Source organism: Kitasatospora sp. NPDC058965, assembly GCF_042741245.1.
Taxonomy (GTDB): Bacteria; Actinomycetota; Actinomycetes; order Streptomycetales; family Streptomycetaceae; genus Kitasatospora.
Genome location: NZ_JBHYKG010000203.1, coordinates 1 through 15,484, shown reverse-complemented (window position 1 = coordinate 15,484; position 15,484 = coordinate 1). Strand labels below are relative to the sequence as shown.

The 15,484-nt window shown below is 72.2% G+C and carries 11 protein-coding genes; 9 read left to right on the top strand and 2 right to left on the bottom strand.

Annotated features, from left to right (window positions below; all coding sequences use genetic code 11):
• Nucleotides 1–481 precede the first annotated feature (481 nt).
• Nucleotides 482–3,301, bottom strand: a complete 2,820-nt coding sequence (locus ACFW1A_RS27590; protein ID WP_380413162.1) for a glycoside hydrolase N-terminal domain-containing protein — start codon at nucleotides 3,299–3,301, stop codon at nucleotides 482–484.
• A gap of 165 nt (nucleotides 3,302–3,466) precedes the next feature.
• Entirely contained in the window at nucleotides 3,467–4,255 is a 789-nt protein-coding gene (locus ACFW1A_RS27585; RefSeq protein WP_380413159.1) for a DeoR/GlpR family DNA-binding transcription regulator, read from the bottom strand.
• A gap of 439 nt (nucleotides 4,256–4,694) precedes the next feature.
• Here ACFW1A_RS27585 and ACFW1A_RS27580 point away from each other — a divergent pair, with 439 nt between their 5' ends.
• From ACFW1A_RS27580 to ACFW1A_RS27540, 9 genes are all read left to right on the top strand, one after another.
• Nucleotides 4,695–5,963, top strand: coding sequence for an extracellular solute-binding protein (locus tag ACFW1A_RS27580; RefSeq protein WP_380413157.1), 1,269 nt, complete (start codon nucleotides 4,695–4,697; stop codon nucleotides 5,961–5,963).
• A gap of 236 nt (nucleotides 5,964–6,199) precedes the next feature.
• Complete coding sequence (locus tag ACFW1A_RS27575; RefSeq protein WP_380413154.1) at nucleotides 6,200–8,173, top strand: ricin-type beta-trefoil lectin domain protein; 1,974 nt, start codon at nucleotides 6,200–6,202, stop codon at nucleotides 8,171–8,173.
• A gap of 179 nt (nucleotides 8,174–8,352) precedes the next feature.
• Complete coding sequence (locus ACFW1A_RS27570) at nucleotides 8,353–9,231, top strand: SIS domain-containing protein (RefSeq protein ID WP_380413152.1); 879 nt, start codon at nucleotides 8,353–8,355, stop codon at nucleotides 9,229–9,231.
• Entirely contained in the window at nucleotides 9,228–10,175 is a 948-nt protein-coding gene (locus ACFW1A_RS27565; protein WP_380413148.1) for an ROK family protein, read from the top strand. The genes ACFW1A_RS27570 and ACFW1A_RS27565 overlap by 4 nt, the downstream gene beginning before the upstream one ends.
• Nucleotides 10,172–11,095 (top strand): 1-phosphofructokinase family hexose kinase, encoded by a 924-nt coding sequence (locus ACFW1A_RS27560; protein WP_380413143.1) that lies wholly within the window; start codon nucleotides 10,172–10,174, stop codon nucleotides 11,093–11,095. The genes ACFW1A_RS27565 and ACFW1A_RS27560 overlap by 4 nt, the downstream gene beginning before the upstream one ends.
• A gap of 30 nt (nucleotides 11,096–11,125) precedes the next feature.
• The gene (locus tag ACFW1A_RS27555; protein WP_380413140.1) at nucleotides 11,126–11,965 is read left to right on the top strand and encodes a ketose-bisphosphate aldolase; all 840 of its coding nucleotides are present in this window, start codon (nucleotides 11,126–11,128) and stop codon (nucleotides 11,963–11,965) included.
• 336 nt (nucleotides 11,966–12,301) lie between these two features.
• Entirely contained in the window at nucleotides 12,302–13,579 is a 1,278-nt protein-coding gene (locus ACFW1A_RS27550) for an extracellular solute-binding protein (RefSeq protein WP_380413138.1), read from the top strand.
• Nucleotides 13,580–13,664: 85 nt separating this feature from the next.
• Nucleotides 13,665–14,621, top strand: a complete 957-nt coding sequence (locus ACFW1A_RS27545; RefSeq protein WP_380413135.1) for a carbohydrate ABC transporter permease — start codon at nucleotides 13,665–13,667, stop codon at nucleotides 14,619–14,621.
• A 4-nt stretch (nucleotides 14,622–14,625) separates the two neighbouring features.
• On the top strand, nucleotides 14,626–15,444 hold the full coding sequence (locus ACFW1A_RS27540; RefSeq protein WP_380413132.1) for a carbohydrate ABC transporter permease: 819 nt from the start codon (nucleotides 14,626–14,628) through the stop codon (nucleotides 15,442–15,444).
• Nucleotides 15,445–15,484 lie beyond the last annotated feature (40 nt).

The following is a 15,484-nucleotide window of genomic DNA, read 5'->3' as shown; positions in this document are numbered from 1 at the left end:
TCCGGCAAGATCATGCGCCGCCTCCTGCGCGACATCGCCGAAGGCCGCGAAGTCGGCGACACCACCACCCTCGCCGACTCCACCGTCATGAACCTCATCCAGTCCCAACTGCCCGGCGGCACCACCACGACCGACCAGAGCTGACCGGACAGCAGCACCCACCGACTCCCGCCCGCACCGGGGCCGTCTTCGACCATGCGACGGTCCGGCCCCGGCCCCGGCGGGGCGCGGACGGTGGCCGTCGAGGGTCGGCCGACCGTCCTCCGGTGCCGTCGTCACTCTTCCCCCGGGGTGACGACGGCACCCCTTCCCCACCAGCTCCCGCCGCACCCGCAGACTACCCGGGCCGCCACGACGACGTGCCGGCCCGTCCTGCGGGAACCGGGCGGGACGCGGTGGCCCGCCGTTGAGGGTCGGCCGGCCACCGCCCGGCTGTCGGCACCGTCCCGCACCAGGCGGTGCCGACAGCGCTGCGGGCCGGCTACACCGGGATCCGCTGCCAGTGCTGGCTGGTGTCACCGGTGTCGGTCTGCTGGACGACGGCGCCCAGGTCCGCCGTGGAGTCCGCCCGGACCCCGATCACCTTGCCGCTGCGCACGCTCACCAGCTTCACGTAGCCGTTGCCGGCGTCGGCCAGCGTCCACTGCTGGTTGGTGGCACCCGTCGGCGACCACTGGATGATCGACACGTCGTCAGCCGTGGAGCCGCCCGAGACGTCCATCGCCAGACCCGAGTTGACGTTGGTGACGGTCCATCCGGTGGCGGCCGGGGTGAACCTCCACTGCTGGTTGGCCGAACCGTGCCCGGTGTACTGGATCAGCGCGGTCCCGACGGCGGTCGCCGATCCCGGGACGTCGATCACCTTGCCGCTGCGGCGGTTCACCAGGGTGAAGGTGGTCGCCCGCGGCGGCGGCGTGACCGTGGCGGTGCCGCCGCTGCCGAGGGTGACCGCCTGGGTCCAGGTGCCGAACTTCACCGTGGTGGTGGCCCCCGGAGTGCCGTGCAGGGTGGCGCTGGTGGCCTGCCCGGCGGACCAGGCCAGGTCGAGCGTCATGGCCCCGCGCACCGGCACCCCGGTGACGCTGCCCGCGGCCGCCCAGGCGGCCGGCAGCGCCGGCAGCAGCTCGACCAGGCCCGGGCGGTTGTAGACCAGCATCTCCACCATCGCGCTCGGCGTACCGAAGTTGGCGTCGATCTGGAACACCGCGCTGGACCCGTAGCTGTACATGTCGAAGAAGTTGACCGCCGCGCCGTTGCTGTAGTTCACCGACGGCTTGAGCACCGTCAGCACGGCCTGGTACGCCAGGTCGGCGTTCTTCAACCGCGCCCAGCAGAGCGCGCGCCACGCCATGCCCCAGCCGAACGAGTCCATCCCGCGGGCCGTGAGCAGGTTGGTGACGCCGGTGAGCAGTCCGGCCGGGCTCTGGTCGGCGGTGATCCGGTCGCCGGGGAAGAGGCCGACCAGCGGGGACAGGTGGCGGTGCTGGATGTCGGAGGTGTCGAGGTTGCTCGGCGTCATCCACTCCTCCAACCAGCCGGTGGTCGCGCTGACCTGGGGCAGGTAGAGGTTGTTCTGCAGCGCCTTGACGGTCGCGGCGTACGGGGCGTCCTGACCCAGCAGGGCCGCGGCCGCCGTGTAGTTGGCGAACAGCTGCCAGACCAGCTCCTGGGCGTAGGTGATGCCCTTGGCGTCGGTCGGTCCGTGCTCCGGCGACCAGTCCGCGTCGTCGACGAGCTTGCCCGTGGCGGGGTCCGTGACCAGCCGGGCCTCCCAGAACTGGCAGGCGCCCTTCAGCAGGGGGTAGATGCGCTGCAGGTAGGCGGTGTCGAGGGTGTACTCGTAGTGGCTGTAGAGGGAGTTGCTCAGCCAGGCGTTGCCGGCCGGACCCCACCACCAGCCACTGCCGCCCCACGGGTTGAGGCTGATCGCGACGGTCCAGCCGGCCACCTTGCCGCTGCTGTTGCGGAAGCCGTTGCGGGAGTCCTGGAACAGGCTCTGCGTCGTCGCGGTCCAGCCGGGGAGCTGGGCCAGGCAGAAGTCGGCGAACGCGTCGAAGCAGGCCGCCAGTCCGGTGCGGTCGGGCAGCCAGTAGTTCATCTGGACGTTGATGTCGGTGTGGTAGTCCGCCATCCAGGGCGGGTTGTTGTCCGCCAGCCACAGGCCCTGCAGGTTGGTGGGCAGGCTGCCGCGCGAGCCGGTGATGGCCAGGTAGCGGCCGAACTGCAGGTAGGAGGCCTCCAGTTCCGGGTCCGGCGCGGACCCGGCGGCGGCCCGGGCGGTGAGCCGGGAGGCGGTGTCCATCGCGCGCTGCGCGGCGGTGGAGGTGCCCAGGTTCACCGTCATGGCGCCGGCCAGCGCCTGGTAGTCCGCGACGTGGGTGGCCAGCAGGGTGTCGCCGGCCACCGCGACGGCGGCCCGGGCCTTGCCCCGGGCGACGGCCAGCGGGTCCACCGAGGCGTCCTGGTACCCCTTGGTGAAGTCGGGCGTGTAGCTGGTCCCGCCGGAGAGGACGATGACCACTTCGCTGCAGGAGGTGAAGGCGATGGTCGCCCCGGCGGTGGTGACCGTGCCGCCGGTGGCCGTGACCGCCACCGCGCAGGCGTACCTCAGGCCGTTGGCGAAGGCGCCGGCGAACGAGGCGCCGCCCGTGCTCGCGGCCGTGGTCTCGCCGTGCGTGCCGTTCAGCGCCACGGTGCCGGTGTAGCTGCCGCCGCCGCTCTGCTTCAGGCGCACGACCAGCACGTCGTCGGGGTGGCTCGCGTACACCTCGCGGGTGTAGGTCACGCCCTGGTACTGGTAGGAGGCGGAGACGTAGCCGTTGCTCAGGTCCAGCGCGCGCTGGTAGCCGGTGACGGCCGACAGGGTGTGCGCCGGGACGTTGACGTAGGCCTTGGCCAGCAGTTGGAAGGTGCCGAAGTCGCTGGTGCCGTAGGGGAACTGGCCGTCGCTGCCGAGGGTGTTGTTGAAGCCGCCGGTCCACAGGGTGGCGTCGCTCAGGTACAGCGCGTCGGCCGCCGGGTCGCCGGTGACCAGGGCGCCGATCCGGCCGTTGCCGACCGCCAGCCCCTGCTGGATGATCGCCGACTCGCTGCCCGGCGCGGTGTACCAGAGCCGGGTGGCACTGCCGGTCGGCACCAGGGCCGTGCCCGCGGGGCGGGGGACCGCCGCGGCCGCGGCGGTGAAGGCCGGCAGGCCGCCGAGCGCCAGGCAGCTGCCGAGCAGCGCGCCGGCCTGCAGCAACTGACGGCGGGCGGGAAGCGGTGCGCCCTCGTGGTCGGGCGTGCTGGGTCGAGTGCTCATGGGGGTCCGTTCTCGTTGGCCTGACGGGGGTCCGGTCGCTCTGTCCGGGTCCATAAGGTATGTAGAGATCGGATGTATGTTCAAGATGCATGACACAACTTCGCACATTTCGCGACATCAACCCTTGATACCTCCGATCAAAGGCGACGGCCGCTCCGGGCCCGGCTAGACGCAGTGGACCTCGATGCCCAGCGCGGTGAGCGCGGCCACCGTCTCGGGCGCCGCGTCGGTGTCGGTCACCAGGACGTCGATCTCCTGCAGCGAGCTGACGGCGGCGAAGGTCCGCCGCCCGAGCTTGCTGGAGTCGGCCACGATCACCACCGTGTTCGCCCGCACCGCCATCGCCCGGTTGATGCTCGCCTCGCTCTCCTCGACGGTCGAGGCGCCGGTGCGCAGGTCCAGGCCGTTGACCCCGAGCACGGCGTAGTCCAGGCAGATGCCCTCCAGCACGGCGGCGGCCAGCGGGCCGGTCAGCTCGTACGAGGCCGGGCGGGCGACACCGCCGGTCATCACGGTCTTGATGTGGGTGCGCACGGCGAGCTCGCCGGCGATGTTGATGGCATTGGTGACCACGGTCAGCACCGTGCCCTCCGCGGCGGCGTCCATCAGCGTGGTGCTGGTGGCGAGTTCGCGGGCCACCTCGGAGGTGGTGGTGCCGCCGGTCAGGCCCACCACGGCACCCGGGACCACCAGCGCGGCGGCGGCCTTGGCGATCCGCTCCTTCTCGGCCGCCCGGCGGGTCGCCTTGTAGCGCAGCGGCAGGTCGTAGCTGACCCCGGCGCGCACCGCCCCGCCGTGGGTGCGGGTGAGCAGTTGCTGGCGGGCCAACGACTCCAGGTCCCGCCGGACGGTGGCCGCGGAGACGCCGAGCAGGCGTGCGGCCTCGCCGACCTCGATCCGGCCGCGCGCGCCGACCAGGTCCATCAGCCGGGTCCATCGGTCGTGGGTCTTCACAGCGTGCCCCTTCGGTAGGCCCTCTCGGAACGCGCCGGGCCGGCGGACGCGGGTGCGCGGGTGCGCGGGTGCTCAGGTGGTGGTGCGGCGGGGCGGGGAGGTCGGGGCAGGGCCCGACCCGCCGCACCTGCTCGATGGCGGCCCGGGCGGCGCCGAATCGCGTGCGGTGGCCGTCGTGGCCGACCGGTCGCGGTGTAGCGATGGTAGGGAGCCGCGGCCGTTCGTGCCTAGTCCTTGTGCGTGATTTTGTATAACTCGTTCGTCATACAAGCAGAATCACTCAGTCTGCCCTCGCCTTGACAGCCCGGAGCCGCAGGGCCAGCATGCTCTGCCATGCGCGAGCATGCATGCTACGAGCAGAATTAGATCTTTTCCAATCACTACGTGCGCTGCACCCGGTGCGGGCCGCCGGTCGGCGCCCGACCCCGAGGAGTGGCGAGTGAACAGACGCATGTCGACCGCGCTGGCGGTGACCGTGGCAGCGGGCCTGGTGACGGGGGGTTGGCTGTACGCGCGGGCGGGCGCGGACTCGGTGCCCGCCGGCAGCATCACGCTGGTGGCGGCCGACTACGGCGCCAACGGCACCCACCCCAGCCAGGCGTACTGGGACCAGGTGGTGGCCGCGTTCCACCGCGAGCACCCGCGCGTCACCGTGCACGTCCAGGTCTACGACTGGAACGACATCGGGGCGAAGCTCGACGAGATGGTCCGGGACAAGCAGTACCCGGACATCGTCGAGGGCCCGAGCAGCGCGGCCTGGGCGAAGCAGGGCCTGCTCTACCCGGCCTACCAGGTCACCGGGAACGGCGCGGTGCAGATGCGGCTGGTCCCCTCGCTGCAGGCGACCGGCGGTGGGGACACCGCCGCGTCCGCCGTCCCGTTCGTCTCCTCCTCCCGGGCGTTCCTGATCAACGACAAGCTGTGGCAGCAGGCCGGCCTGCCGATGGCGCAGGGCAAGGCGGTGGCACCGCGCACCTGGGCCGAGGTCGAGCAGGCGGCGCGGCGGATGAAGGCGGCGGGCGTGCCGGTGCCGCTCGGGCTGCCGCTGGGGCCGGAGGAGGCGCAGGCCGAGCTGTTCATGTGGGAGATGAACAACCGCGGCGGCTACGCCGACCCCTCCGGCACCTGGACGGTCGACTCGCCGCAGAACCGGGCCACCCTGGCGCAGCTCAAGCGCTGGGTGGACGCCGGGCTGACCGAGCACGCGCCGGCCACGGTCAACCGGACGGCGCTGTACGCCGACTTCGCGGCCGGCCGGGTCGGCATGCTGAACGGCACGCCGATCCAGCTGGCGGACATCCAGCAGAACGCGCTGGACGTCACCTGGGCGCCGCTGCCCGCCGCGCAGGAGGGCCAGGACCCGCAGACCCTCGGGGTGGCGGACTGGATCTCGGCGTTCAAGCCCGGCGGGCACCAGCAGCAGATCCAGGCCTTCCTGCAGTTCGTGTACCAGAAGCAGTGGCAGGTGCAGTTCGACAAGGAGTACGACCTGCTGCCGGTGACCCTCGACGCACTGGACCAGATGCGCGCCGAGCAGCCGGAGTTGAGCCCCTTCATCGACGCACTGTCCGAGGCCCGGTTCATGCCCGCCGACCTGCCCGGCTGGAGCGCGGTGGCCAAGGCGGTCCAGTCCGGGGCCGGGCAGCTGCTCGACGACCCGCAGGGCCTGGCCGCCGTGCAGCAGGCGGCCACCCGGGGCACCGGCTGAACGGGCCCGCCGCCCGGCCCCGATCCACCGGGCCCGATCCGCACGGCCGCGCACCGGCGCCACGCATGCGCACGGCCCGCGCAGCCCGCCCGCACACCCGCCCCGCCGCGAACTACCTGCTCCCGCGCTCTTGACGGCGGGCGCCGCCCGCACCACACTCGGGCCAACGCTGCGCGAAGTTGCGTAATTGAGCGCAGTTCCCCACACAATCAATCAGCACCAAGGACGGTGTCCTCGTGGACAAGCGCCCCCTGCACCGGGCCGCGCCGGCTGTACTCGCAGCCGCGCTGCTGGCGAGCCCGCTCGTCGCCTCCCCCGCCCTGGCGAACGACGGCGTGACCCAGTCGGCGACCAACTACACGAGCTCGGCCAGCTCGACCGGGCCGATCCTGACCACCCCGCCGATGGGCTTCAACAACTGGGCCCGGGCCACCTGCACCCCGCAGGCCCCGCTGGACGGCTCGCCGCAGATCAACTACTCGTTCCAGCAGTACATGGAGGACAACGCCAAGGCGCTCTCCGACACCGGCCTGATCGCGGCCGGCTACAAGACCGTCACGGTCGACGACTGCTGGATGTACCGCAACAGCTCCGGCTACCTGCACGGCGCGCTCAACTGGGGCGGCGCGACCGACGTCCGCGACACCACCAAGCAGCCGGGCTTCGACTACGAGCTGACCGCCTACGGCGACTACCTGCACAGCCTGGGCGCCAAGTTCGGCATCTACGAGACCTCCGGCACCCACACCTGCTCCACCGGCACGCCGACCTCGCCCAACCTGCCCAACGGCAGCGAGTACTACGAGCAGAACGACGCCAACTCGATGGTCTACTGGGGCGTCGACCAGCTCAAGTACGACAACTGCGGCGACCAGGAGCCGGTCCAGACCCTGGACACCCGGATGTCCGGCGACCTGGCCACCGCCGTCGCCAACTCGAACGCCGGCGGCACCGCCCGGCCGAACGTCGCCTTCGACATCTCCGCCCCGGCCGGCTACGGCAACGGCTCGACCAAGTTCGCCTCGATGAACTGGGTCCGCCCGCTCGGCCAGCTCTGGCGGGTCGGCCCGGACATCTGGAACTACGGGGACGGCAAGGACCCGTGGAACGTGCCGCTGGCCGGCTACAACTTCGGCGCCTACAACAGCTTCGACAACACCGTCGAGCTCAGCCGCTACCAGGGCCCGGGCAACTGGAGCAACCCGGACATGCTGCTGATCGGCGACAACGGCATGACCACGGCCGAGGAGCGCAGCCAGATGTCGCTCTTCTCCGCGCTGGCCGCGCCGCTGGTGATCTCCACCGACGCGCGCAAGTTCGAGCCCTCCTACATCAACGCCCACCCGGCCGAGGCCGCGCACCTGAACGCCTCGGTGGCGATCCTGGGCAACTCCGAGGTCATCGCCGTCGACCAGGACTCGCTGGGCGCCGGCGGCTACCGGGTCTCCGGCGGCGGCGCGAACACCGACGGCACCCCGGCCGCGAGCAGCGGCATCGACGTGGTGGTCAAGCCGCTGGCCGACGGCGGCAAGGCCGTGGTGGTGACCAACAAGGGCGCCTCGTCCGCGAACTACACCCTCGACCTGAACGCGATCGGCTTCAACGGCTCCGGCAGCTACACCGTGCGCGACCTGTGGGCGCACACCACCAGCAGCTCCACCGGCACCGTGCCGGTGACCGTCGCCTCCCACGACAGCGCGATGTTCCGGATCACCCCGCCCAGTGGCGCCACCAGCACCCCGCGCGGCCAGATCACCGCCTCCCGCGACAACTGGGGCAAGGCCTCGCTCTGCCTGGACAACTACCAGTCCCGCACCACCAACACCGCCGTCGACGTCTACCCCTGCGGCGGCACCTCCAACCAGCAGTGGCAGTTCAACGGTGACGGCTCCGTCCAGCTCCTGCAGTCCGGCGCCGCCAACCTGTGCCTGACCGCGCAGAGTTCCAGCAGCACCGGCGTGGTCAACGGCCAGTCCGGCCAGTGGGTCGGCGTCGCCACCTGCGGCTCCGCCCCCGGCTACCAGACCTGGACCTACAACCGCGACGGCAACCTGAAGCTCTCCGGCACCACCAAGTGCCTGGACGTCTACGGCGGCTCGACCACCACCAACGGCACCCCCGTGGACCTCTACAGCTGCGGCGCCGCCCCCGGCAACATCCAGACCAACCAGACCTGGGCCGCCCCGTACAACGCGCCCCCGGCCCCCTGACCCACCCGCACGCCCACCGGCAGGCCGTCACCGCAGTGCGGTGGCGGCCTGCTGCCCGTTTCCGCCGGGGTGTTCGCTCACTCCCCGGATACCTTTGCTCAAACCTGCTCAGTTAGTCTATAAAAGCTGCATCTTCACGCAGCACTCCTCGCTGCGGCCCGTTCTGGAAGGACCGACCCATGACCCATGTCGCCACCGAGATCGCCAGCCAGCCCCAGTGCTGGCGCACGGCGATGGCGCTGCAGCCCGCCGGCCTCCCGGTCGCCGGTGAGCGGGTGGCCGTCGTCGGCTGCGGCACCTCGCTCTACATGGCGCAGGCCTACGCGGTGCTGCGGGAGGAGGCGGGCCTCGGGGAGACCGACGCCTTCGCCGCCTCCGAGTACCCGGCCCACCGCCGCTACGACCGGCTGGTGGCCATCACCCGCTCCGGCACCACCACCGAGGTCCTCGCGGCGCTCGCCCGGGCCCGCGCGGCCGGCATCCCCACCACGGCGCTGACCGGCGACCTCGACACCCCGGTCGTCACCGCCGCCGACACCGTGGTCGACCTCTCCTTCGCCGACGAGAAGTCGGTGGTGCAGACCCGGTTCGCCAGCACCGGCCTGGTGCTGCTGCGCACCCACCTCGGCCTGACCCCGCCCGACCTGGCCCGGCAGGCGGAGGCCGCCGTGGCCACCGAGCTGCCGTCGGCGCTGCTCGCCGCCCGCCAGTTCACCTTCCTCGGCACCGGCTGGACGATCGGGGTCGCGCACGAGGCCGCGCTCAAGCTGCGCGAGGCCGCCGGGGCGTGGACCGAGTCCTACCCGGCGATGGAGTACCGCCACGGGCCGATCAGCGTCAGCGCACCCGGCGGCGTGGTGTGGATCTTCGGCGAGGCGCCGGCCGGCCTGCCCGAGCAGATCGCCGCCACCGGGGCCGAGGTGTGGCTGGGCGGCATCGACCCGCTGGCGGACCTGGTCCGGGCCCAGCGGCTGGCCGTGGCCCTCGCCGAGGCCCAGGGGCTGGACCCCGACCAGCCGCGCAACCTGACCCGCTCGATCGTGCTGGCCACCCCGTGACGACGGGTCAGCTGCCCCTGGTGGCCGCCCTGGACGTGGGCGGCACGCACATCAAGGCCGCCGTGCTCGCGGCCAACGGCGCCGTGCTGCACTGCGACAGCGCGGACACCCGTGCCGAGCGGGGACCCGAGGCCGTCCTGGAGACCGTGCTGGAGCTGGCCCGGACCCTGGTCCGCGACCACCGCCCCGCGGCGGTCGGCATCGCGGTACCGGGCCTGGTGGACGAGGCGGCGGGAGTCTGCCGGTTCGCCGCCAACCTCGGCTGGCGGGACGTTCCGGTGCGCCGGTGGGCCGAGGAGGAGCTCGGCCTGCCGGTCGCCCTCGGCCACGACGTCCGGGCCGGCGGCCTGGCCGAGGCCCGGCTCGGTGCCGGGCGGGACTGCGGGTCGTTCCTGTTCGTCCCCGTCGGCACCGGCATCGCCGGGGCGATCGTGCTGGACGGCCGCGCGGTGACCGGCCGGCACGGCGGCGCCGGCGAGCTGGGCCACCTGCCGGTGCGGCCCGAGGGACCGCCGTGCGGGTGCGGCGGGTTCGGCTGCGTGGAGGCCGTCGCCTCCGCCTCGGCCGTCGCCCGCCGCTACCGGCTGCTCGCCAGGCTGTCGCCCGAGGAGAAGGTCTCCGCCGAACAGGTCCAGCTGCGCGCGCAGGCCGGCGACGAGCTGGCGGCCCGGGTCTGGCGCGAGGCGGTCGCGGCCCTGGCCGACGGCCTGGCCACCGCGGTGACCCTGCTCGACCCGGAGCGGCTGGTGATCGGCGGCGGCCTGTCCCGGGCCGGCGCCGCGCTGACCGACCCGCTGCACCGGGAGCTGAAGGCGCGGCTGACCTTCCAGACCTGCCCCGAGCTGGCCCTGGCCGAGCTGGGCCACCGCGCGGGGAGCCTGGGGGCCGGCCTGCTCGCCCTCGACCTGCTGCACGCGACCGACCGGGCGGGTGAGCGCGCGTGATCCTCACCGTGACGCTGAACGCCGCGCTCGACGTGACCTACCGGGTCGAGCGGCTCCACGCCGGCGGCAGCACCCGGGTCCGCTCGGTCGCCGAACGGGCCGGCGGCAAGGGGGTCAACGTCTCCCGGGTGCTGCACGGCCTGGGCGTCGACACCCTGGTCACCGGGCTGGCCGGCGGGACCACCGGCCGGGCCGTCCGGCAGGAGCTGGCCCTGGCCGGCCTGCCCGACGCGCTGGTGACGATCGGCCGGGAGACCCGGCGCACCGTCGCCGTGGTCGACGAGCAGGCCGGTGAGACCTCGGTCCTGCTGGAGCCCGGCCCGACCGTCACCGCGGGCGAGTGGCACTCCTTCACCACCCGGTTCACCGAGCTGCTGCCCGGCGCGAAGGCCGTGGTGCTGTCCGGCAGCCTGCCGCCCGGGGTCCCGGTGGACGCCTACGCGACGCTGCTCCGGCTGGCCCGCGCCCAGCGGGTGCCCGCGGTGCTGGACACCGAGGGCGAACCGCTGCTGGCCGCGCTGCCCGCGCGCCCGGCGCTGATCAAGCCCAACGCCGACGAGCTGACCGCGACCACCGGGCTCGCCGACCCGCTGGCGGCGATCGCGGCCCTGCGGACCGCGGGTGCGCGCACCGTGGTCGCCTCGCTGGGCCCCGAGGGCCTGCTCGCGGTCACGCCGGAGGGCAGTTGGCGGGCCCGTCCGCCGCACCCGGTGGCCGGCAACCCGACCGGCGCCGGGGACGCGGCGGTGGCCGCCCTCGCCGCGGGCCTGGCCACCGGTGCGCCCTGGCAGCCGGTGCTGGCCCGGGCCGTCGCCCTGTCGGCGGCGGCCGTCGCCGCGCCGCTGGCGGGCAGCTTCGACGAGGCGCTCTACCGGCGCCTGCGCGACCAGGTGGCCGTCGGCCCGTTCACCAAGCCCTGACGATCCGTCACGTACCAGAGGAGTCCTGCCATGCCCCTGACCCCCACTGCCGCCCTGGTCGCCCGGGCCGCGGCGCACGGCCGCGGCGTCGGCGCCTTCAACGTCATCCAGCTCGAACACGCCCAGGCCATCGTGGCCGGCGCCCAGGCCGCCAAGGCACCGGTGATCCTGCAGATCAGCGAGAACGCCGTGCGCTACCACGGCGCGCTGGCGCCGATCGGCCGGGCCGTGCTGGCCGTCGCCGAGGCCGCCACCGTGCCGGTCGCGGTCCACCTGGACCACGCCACCAGCAGCGACCTGGTGGCCGAGGCGGTGGCGCTCGGCTTCGGCTCGGTGATGTTCGACGCCTCGAAGCTCGACTACGAGCAGAACGTCGAGGCGACCGCGAAGATCGTGGCCCGCTGCCACGCGGCCCGCTGCTGGGTCGAGGCCGAACTCGGCGAGGTGGGCGGCAAGGACGGCGTGCACGCCCCCGGCGCCCGCACCGATCCGCGGGAGGCGGCCGCGTTCGTCGAGGCCACCGGGGTGGACGCGCTCGCGGTCGCCGTCGGCACCTCGCACGCCATGCTGACCCGGGACGCGGCGCTCGACTTCGAGCTGATCGGCGCACTGCGGGCCGCCGTGCCGGTCCCGCTGGTCCTGCACGGCTCCTCCGGCGTCGCGGACCGGGACCTGCGCACGGCGGTGGAGCGCGGCATGACCAAGGTCAACATCGCCACCCACCTCAACGGCGTCTTCACCGACGCGGTGCGGGCCGCGCTCGCCGCCGACGAGCGCCTGGTGGACACCCGCAAGTACCTCGGTCCCGCCCGCTCGGCGACGGCGGCCGAGGTCACCCGGCTGCTCGGCGTGCTCAACTCCGCCTGCTGACGATTCACCATGCAGCGTCGTGAGCAATTCTGACTGCTTAATCAAGAAGTTACGCAGAAATGAGCACCCAGGCCTGTTCATCCGAGCACTCGGGTCTCTAGCATCACTTCCACAGCACCAGTTCGACGCCAGGCGGTTCACCTGACCCCCCGCGCCCCGCGCGGATGCCGGTCCTCCACCGACTCCTGGCGCCACCCGCTCCGCCCCGGGCCCGCGTCCCCTGGCCGCACCCGCCCGGCACGCACCCCCGAGTCCCTCAGGCACCACCCACCCCCTCGAGAACGAACCGTCCTGGACACCGGCCGCCCACACCGGTCCGGGACCAAGGAGTCAGCAATGAACAAGCGTCTCTGGATCGCCACGGCCACCGCCGCGACCGCCGCGCTCGCCCTGACCGCGTGCGGCAGCAGCGGTGGCAGCGGCTCCGGCTCCGCCGCCGACGGCACCACGACCATCAAGGTGGTTGCCGCGGACTACGGCTCCAACGGCCAGAACCCCAGCCAGGCCTACTGGGACGGCGTGATCCAGGCCTTCCAGCAGGCCAACCCGAAGATCAAGGTCGACCTCCAGGTCATCAACTGGAACGACATCAGCGCCAAGCTCGCCACCATGGTCCAGAACAAGCAGTACCCGGACGTCGTCGAGGGCCCGGGCTACGCCAGCTTCGCGCAGAACGGCCTGCTCTACGGCGCGAACGACCTGCTGGACCCCGCCGTCCAGTCCGACCTGGTCCCGGCACTGGCCAAGGCCGGTCAGCAGAACGGCACCGCCTACGGCATCCCGTTCGTCTCCTCCTCCCGCGCGTTCCTGATCAACAACGCGCTGTGGCAGAAGGCCGGCCTGCCGATGAGCGGCAACCAGGCCGTCGCCCCGAAGACCTGGGCCGACGTCGAGACCGACGCGAAGGCCCTCAAGGCGGCCGGTGTCGAGGTCCCGCTGGGCCTGCCGCTGGGCTCCGAGGAGGCCCAGGCGGAGTCCTTCATGTGGGAGATGAACAACGGCGGCGGCTACACCGACGCCGGCGGCAAGTGGACCGTCAACTCCGCCGCCAACGTGGCCACGTTCCAGCAGCTCGGCAAGTGGGTGGACGCCGGCCTGACCGAGAAGGACCCGGGCTCGGTCAAGCGCACCGACCTCTACGCGGACTTCGCCTCCGGCAAGGTCGGCATGCTCAACGGCATGCCCACCCAGCTCGACGACATCAAGAAGAACAACCTCCAGGTCACCTGGGCCGCACTGCCCACCGCCCAGGCCGGCGGCACCCCGCAGACCCTGGGCGTGGGCGACTGGATCTACGGCTTCAAGCCGGGCGGCCACGCCGCCCAGATCAAGGCCTTCCTCAACTTCGCCTTCCAGAAGGACAACCAGGTCAAGTTCGACGAGGAGTACAACCTGCTCCCGGTCACCAAGTCGGCCATCACCCAGGTCCAGACCGACGTGCCCGCCCTGGTCCCGTTCCTGAACGCCCTGCCGGCCGCCCAGTTCGTGCCGGTCGCCAACCCCGCCTGGGACACCGTCAACTCCCAGGTCAAGACGCAGATCGGCGGCGCGCTGAAGGACCCGCAGGGCGTGCTCGACACCCTGCAGAAGGCCGCCTCCACGGCCGGACAGTGACCGACGGCGGCGGCGGACCGTGGGGGGTCCGCCGCTGCCGGTGCACCCCACCGCGCCGACCCCGATCCTCGTAGGAGAGCACCTCGTGTCCGAGCAGACCACCACCCGAGCGCCGCACCCGGCACCCCCGCCACCGGCGACCACCCGAGCCCGGCCCAGTGCCGCCGGCGGCCGCAACACCCTGGCCAGGCTCGGCCCGTGGCCCTGGATCGGTCCGAGCGTCGTGCTGATCCTGCTGGTCGTTGTCTGGCCGGTGGTCGAGATGGTGATCACCTCCACCCACAAGATCAGCGGCCTGGGCATCGACTTCGGCTTCGACGGCACCGGCCGCTACACCAAGCTCTTCGACGACGCCCGGCTCGGTCCGGTGATGGCCTGGACCGTCGTCTGGACCGTCCTGGTGGTCACCTTCACCATGGTGGTCTCGCTCGCACTGGCCCAGCTGTACAACCAGCAGTTCCCGGGGCGCCGGTTCACCCGCTGGGCGCTGATCATCCCCTGGGCCTCCTCGGTGATCGTCACCTCGATCGGCTTCCGCTGGATGCTCGACGAGGTCGCCGGTGTCCTGAACCGCGCGATGCTCGACCTCGGACTGATCCACTCCGCCGAGAACTGGACCGGCGACGCCGGCCACGCCAAGCCCTGGCTGATCTTCGTCGCGGTCTTCGTCTCGCTCCCGTTCACCACCTACACCCTGCTGGCCGGCCTGCAGACCGTGCCGGGCGAGGTCTACGAGGCCGCCCGGGTCGACGGCGCGAGCAAGTGGCAGACCTACTTCCGGGTCACCCTGCCGCTGCTGCGGCCCTCGTTCCTGGTCGCCCTCGTGATCAACCTGATCAACGTCTTCAACTCCTTCCCCGTCATCTGGGGCATGACCCAGGGCGGCCCGAACACCGACACCTCCACCTCCACGGTGTTCATGTACATCCTCGGCCAGACCGACGTCGGCGAGGCCGCCGCCATGTCCGTCGTCAACTTCGCCGTCGTCATCGTCATGGTGCTGCTCTTCCTCAAGGTCAGCCGCTGGAACGAGGAGAGCTGACCCGATGCCCGCCGCCCTGAAGAAGTACCTCGTCACCGCCGCCGCCTGGCTGCTCGCCCTCGTCTTCCTGGCCCCGTACCTGGAGATGGTGGTCACCGCCGCCCGACCCGCGAACGAGCTGCGCGACAACGGCTACCTGCCCCACCACTTCGCCTGGAACAACTTCGTCGACGTCTGGTCGAAGACCACCATCGGCACCAACCTGGGCGTGTCGATCCTGGTCGCGGGCGGCGCCACGCTGCTGACCCTGCTGGTCGCACTGCCGGCCGCCTACTACACCGCCCGGATGCGCTTCCGCGGCCGCACCGCGTTCCTGCTGCTGGTCCTGGTCACCCAGATGTTCCAGCCGACCGCCCTGCAGGTCGGCCTGGCCCGCGAGTTCACCTCGCTGAACATGATGGACTCGGACCTGACGCTGATCGTGGCCAACGCCGCGTTCAGCCTCGCCTTCGCCGTCTGGATCCTCTCCGCCTACATCTCGTCCATCCCGGCCGAGTTGGAGGAGGCTGCGATGATCGACGGCACCGGCCGGGTCGGCGCGCTGTTCAAGGTGACCCTGCCGCTGGCCCTGCCGGGGGTGGTGACCTGCGTGATCTTCACCTTCATCACCGCCTGGAACGAGTTCGTGATGGGCCTGATCCTGGTCAACTCCCCCGCCAAGCAGCCGCTCACCGTCGGCATCGACTCCATGATCGGCGCCTACCACCCGCAGTGGAACTACATGTTCGCCGCCTCGCTGGTCTCGATCGTCCCGGTCGTCGTCCTGTTCGCCGCCATCGAGCGCCACGTCGTGGCCGGTCTGACCGCCGGCTCGGTCAAGTAGCCCACCACCCGACGCCGCAGGGTGTGGGGCGGACCCGGAC

Coding starts and splice junctions, on each gene's coding strand:
- ACFW1A_RS27590 (WP_380413162.1), bottom strand. CDS start 3,301: ATGAGCACTCGACCCAGCACGCCCGACCACGAGGGCGCACCGCTTCCC.
- ACFW1A_RS27570 (WP_380413152.1), top strand. CDS start 8,353: ATGACCCATGTCGCCACCGAGATCGCCAGCCAGCCCCAGTGCTGGCGC.
- ACFW1A_RS27555 (WP_380413140.1), top strand. CDS start 11,126: ATGCCCCTGACCCCCACTGCCGCCCTGGTCGCCCGGGCCGCGGCGCAC.
- ACFW1A_RS27550 (WP_380413138.1), top strand. CDS start 12,302: ATGAACAAGCGTCTCTGGATCGCCACGGCCACCGCCGCGACCGCCGCG.
- ACFW1A_RS27540 (WP_380413132.1), top strand. CDS start 14,626: ATGCCCGCCGCCCTGAAGAAGTACCTCGTCACCGCCGCCGCCTGGCTG.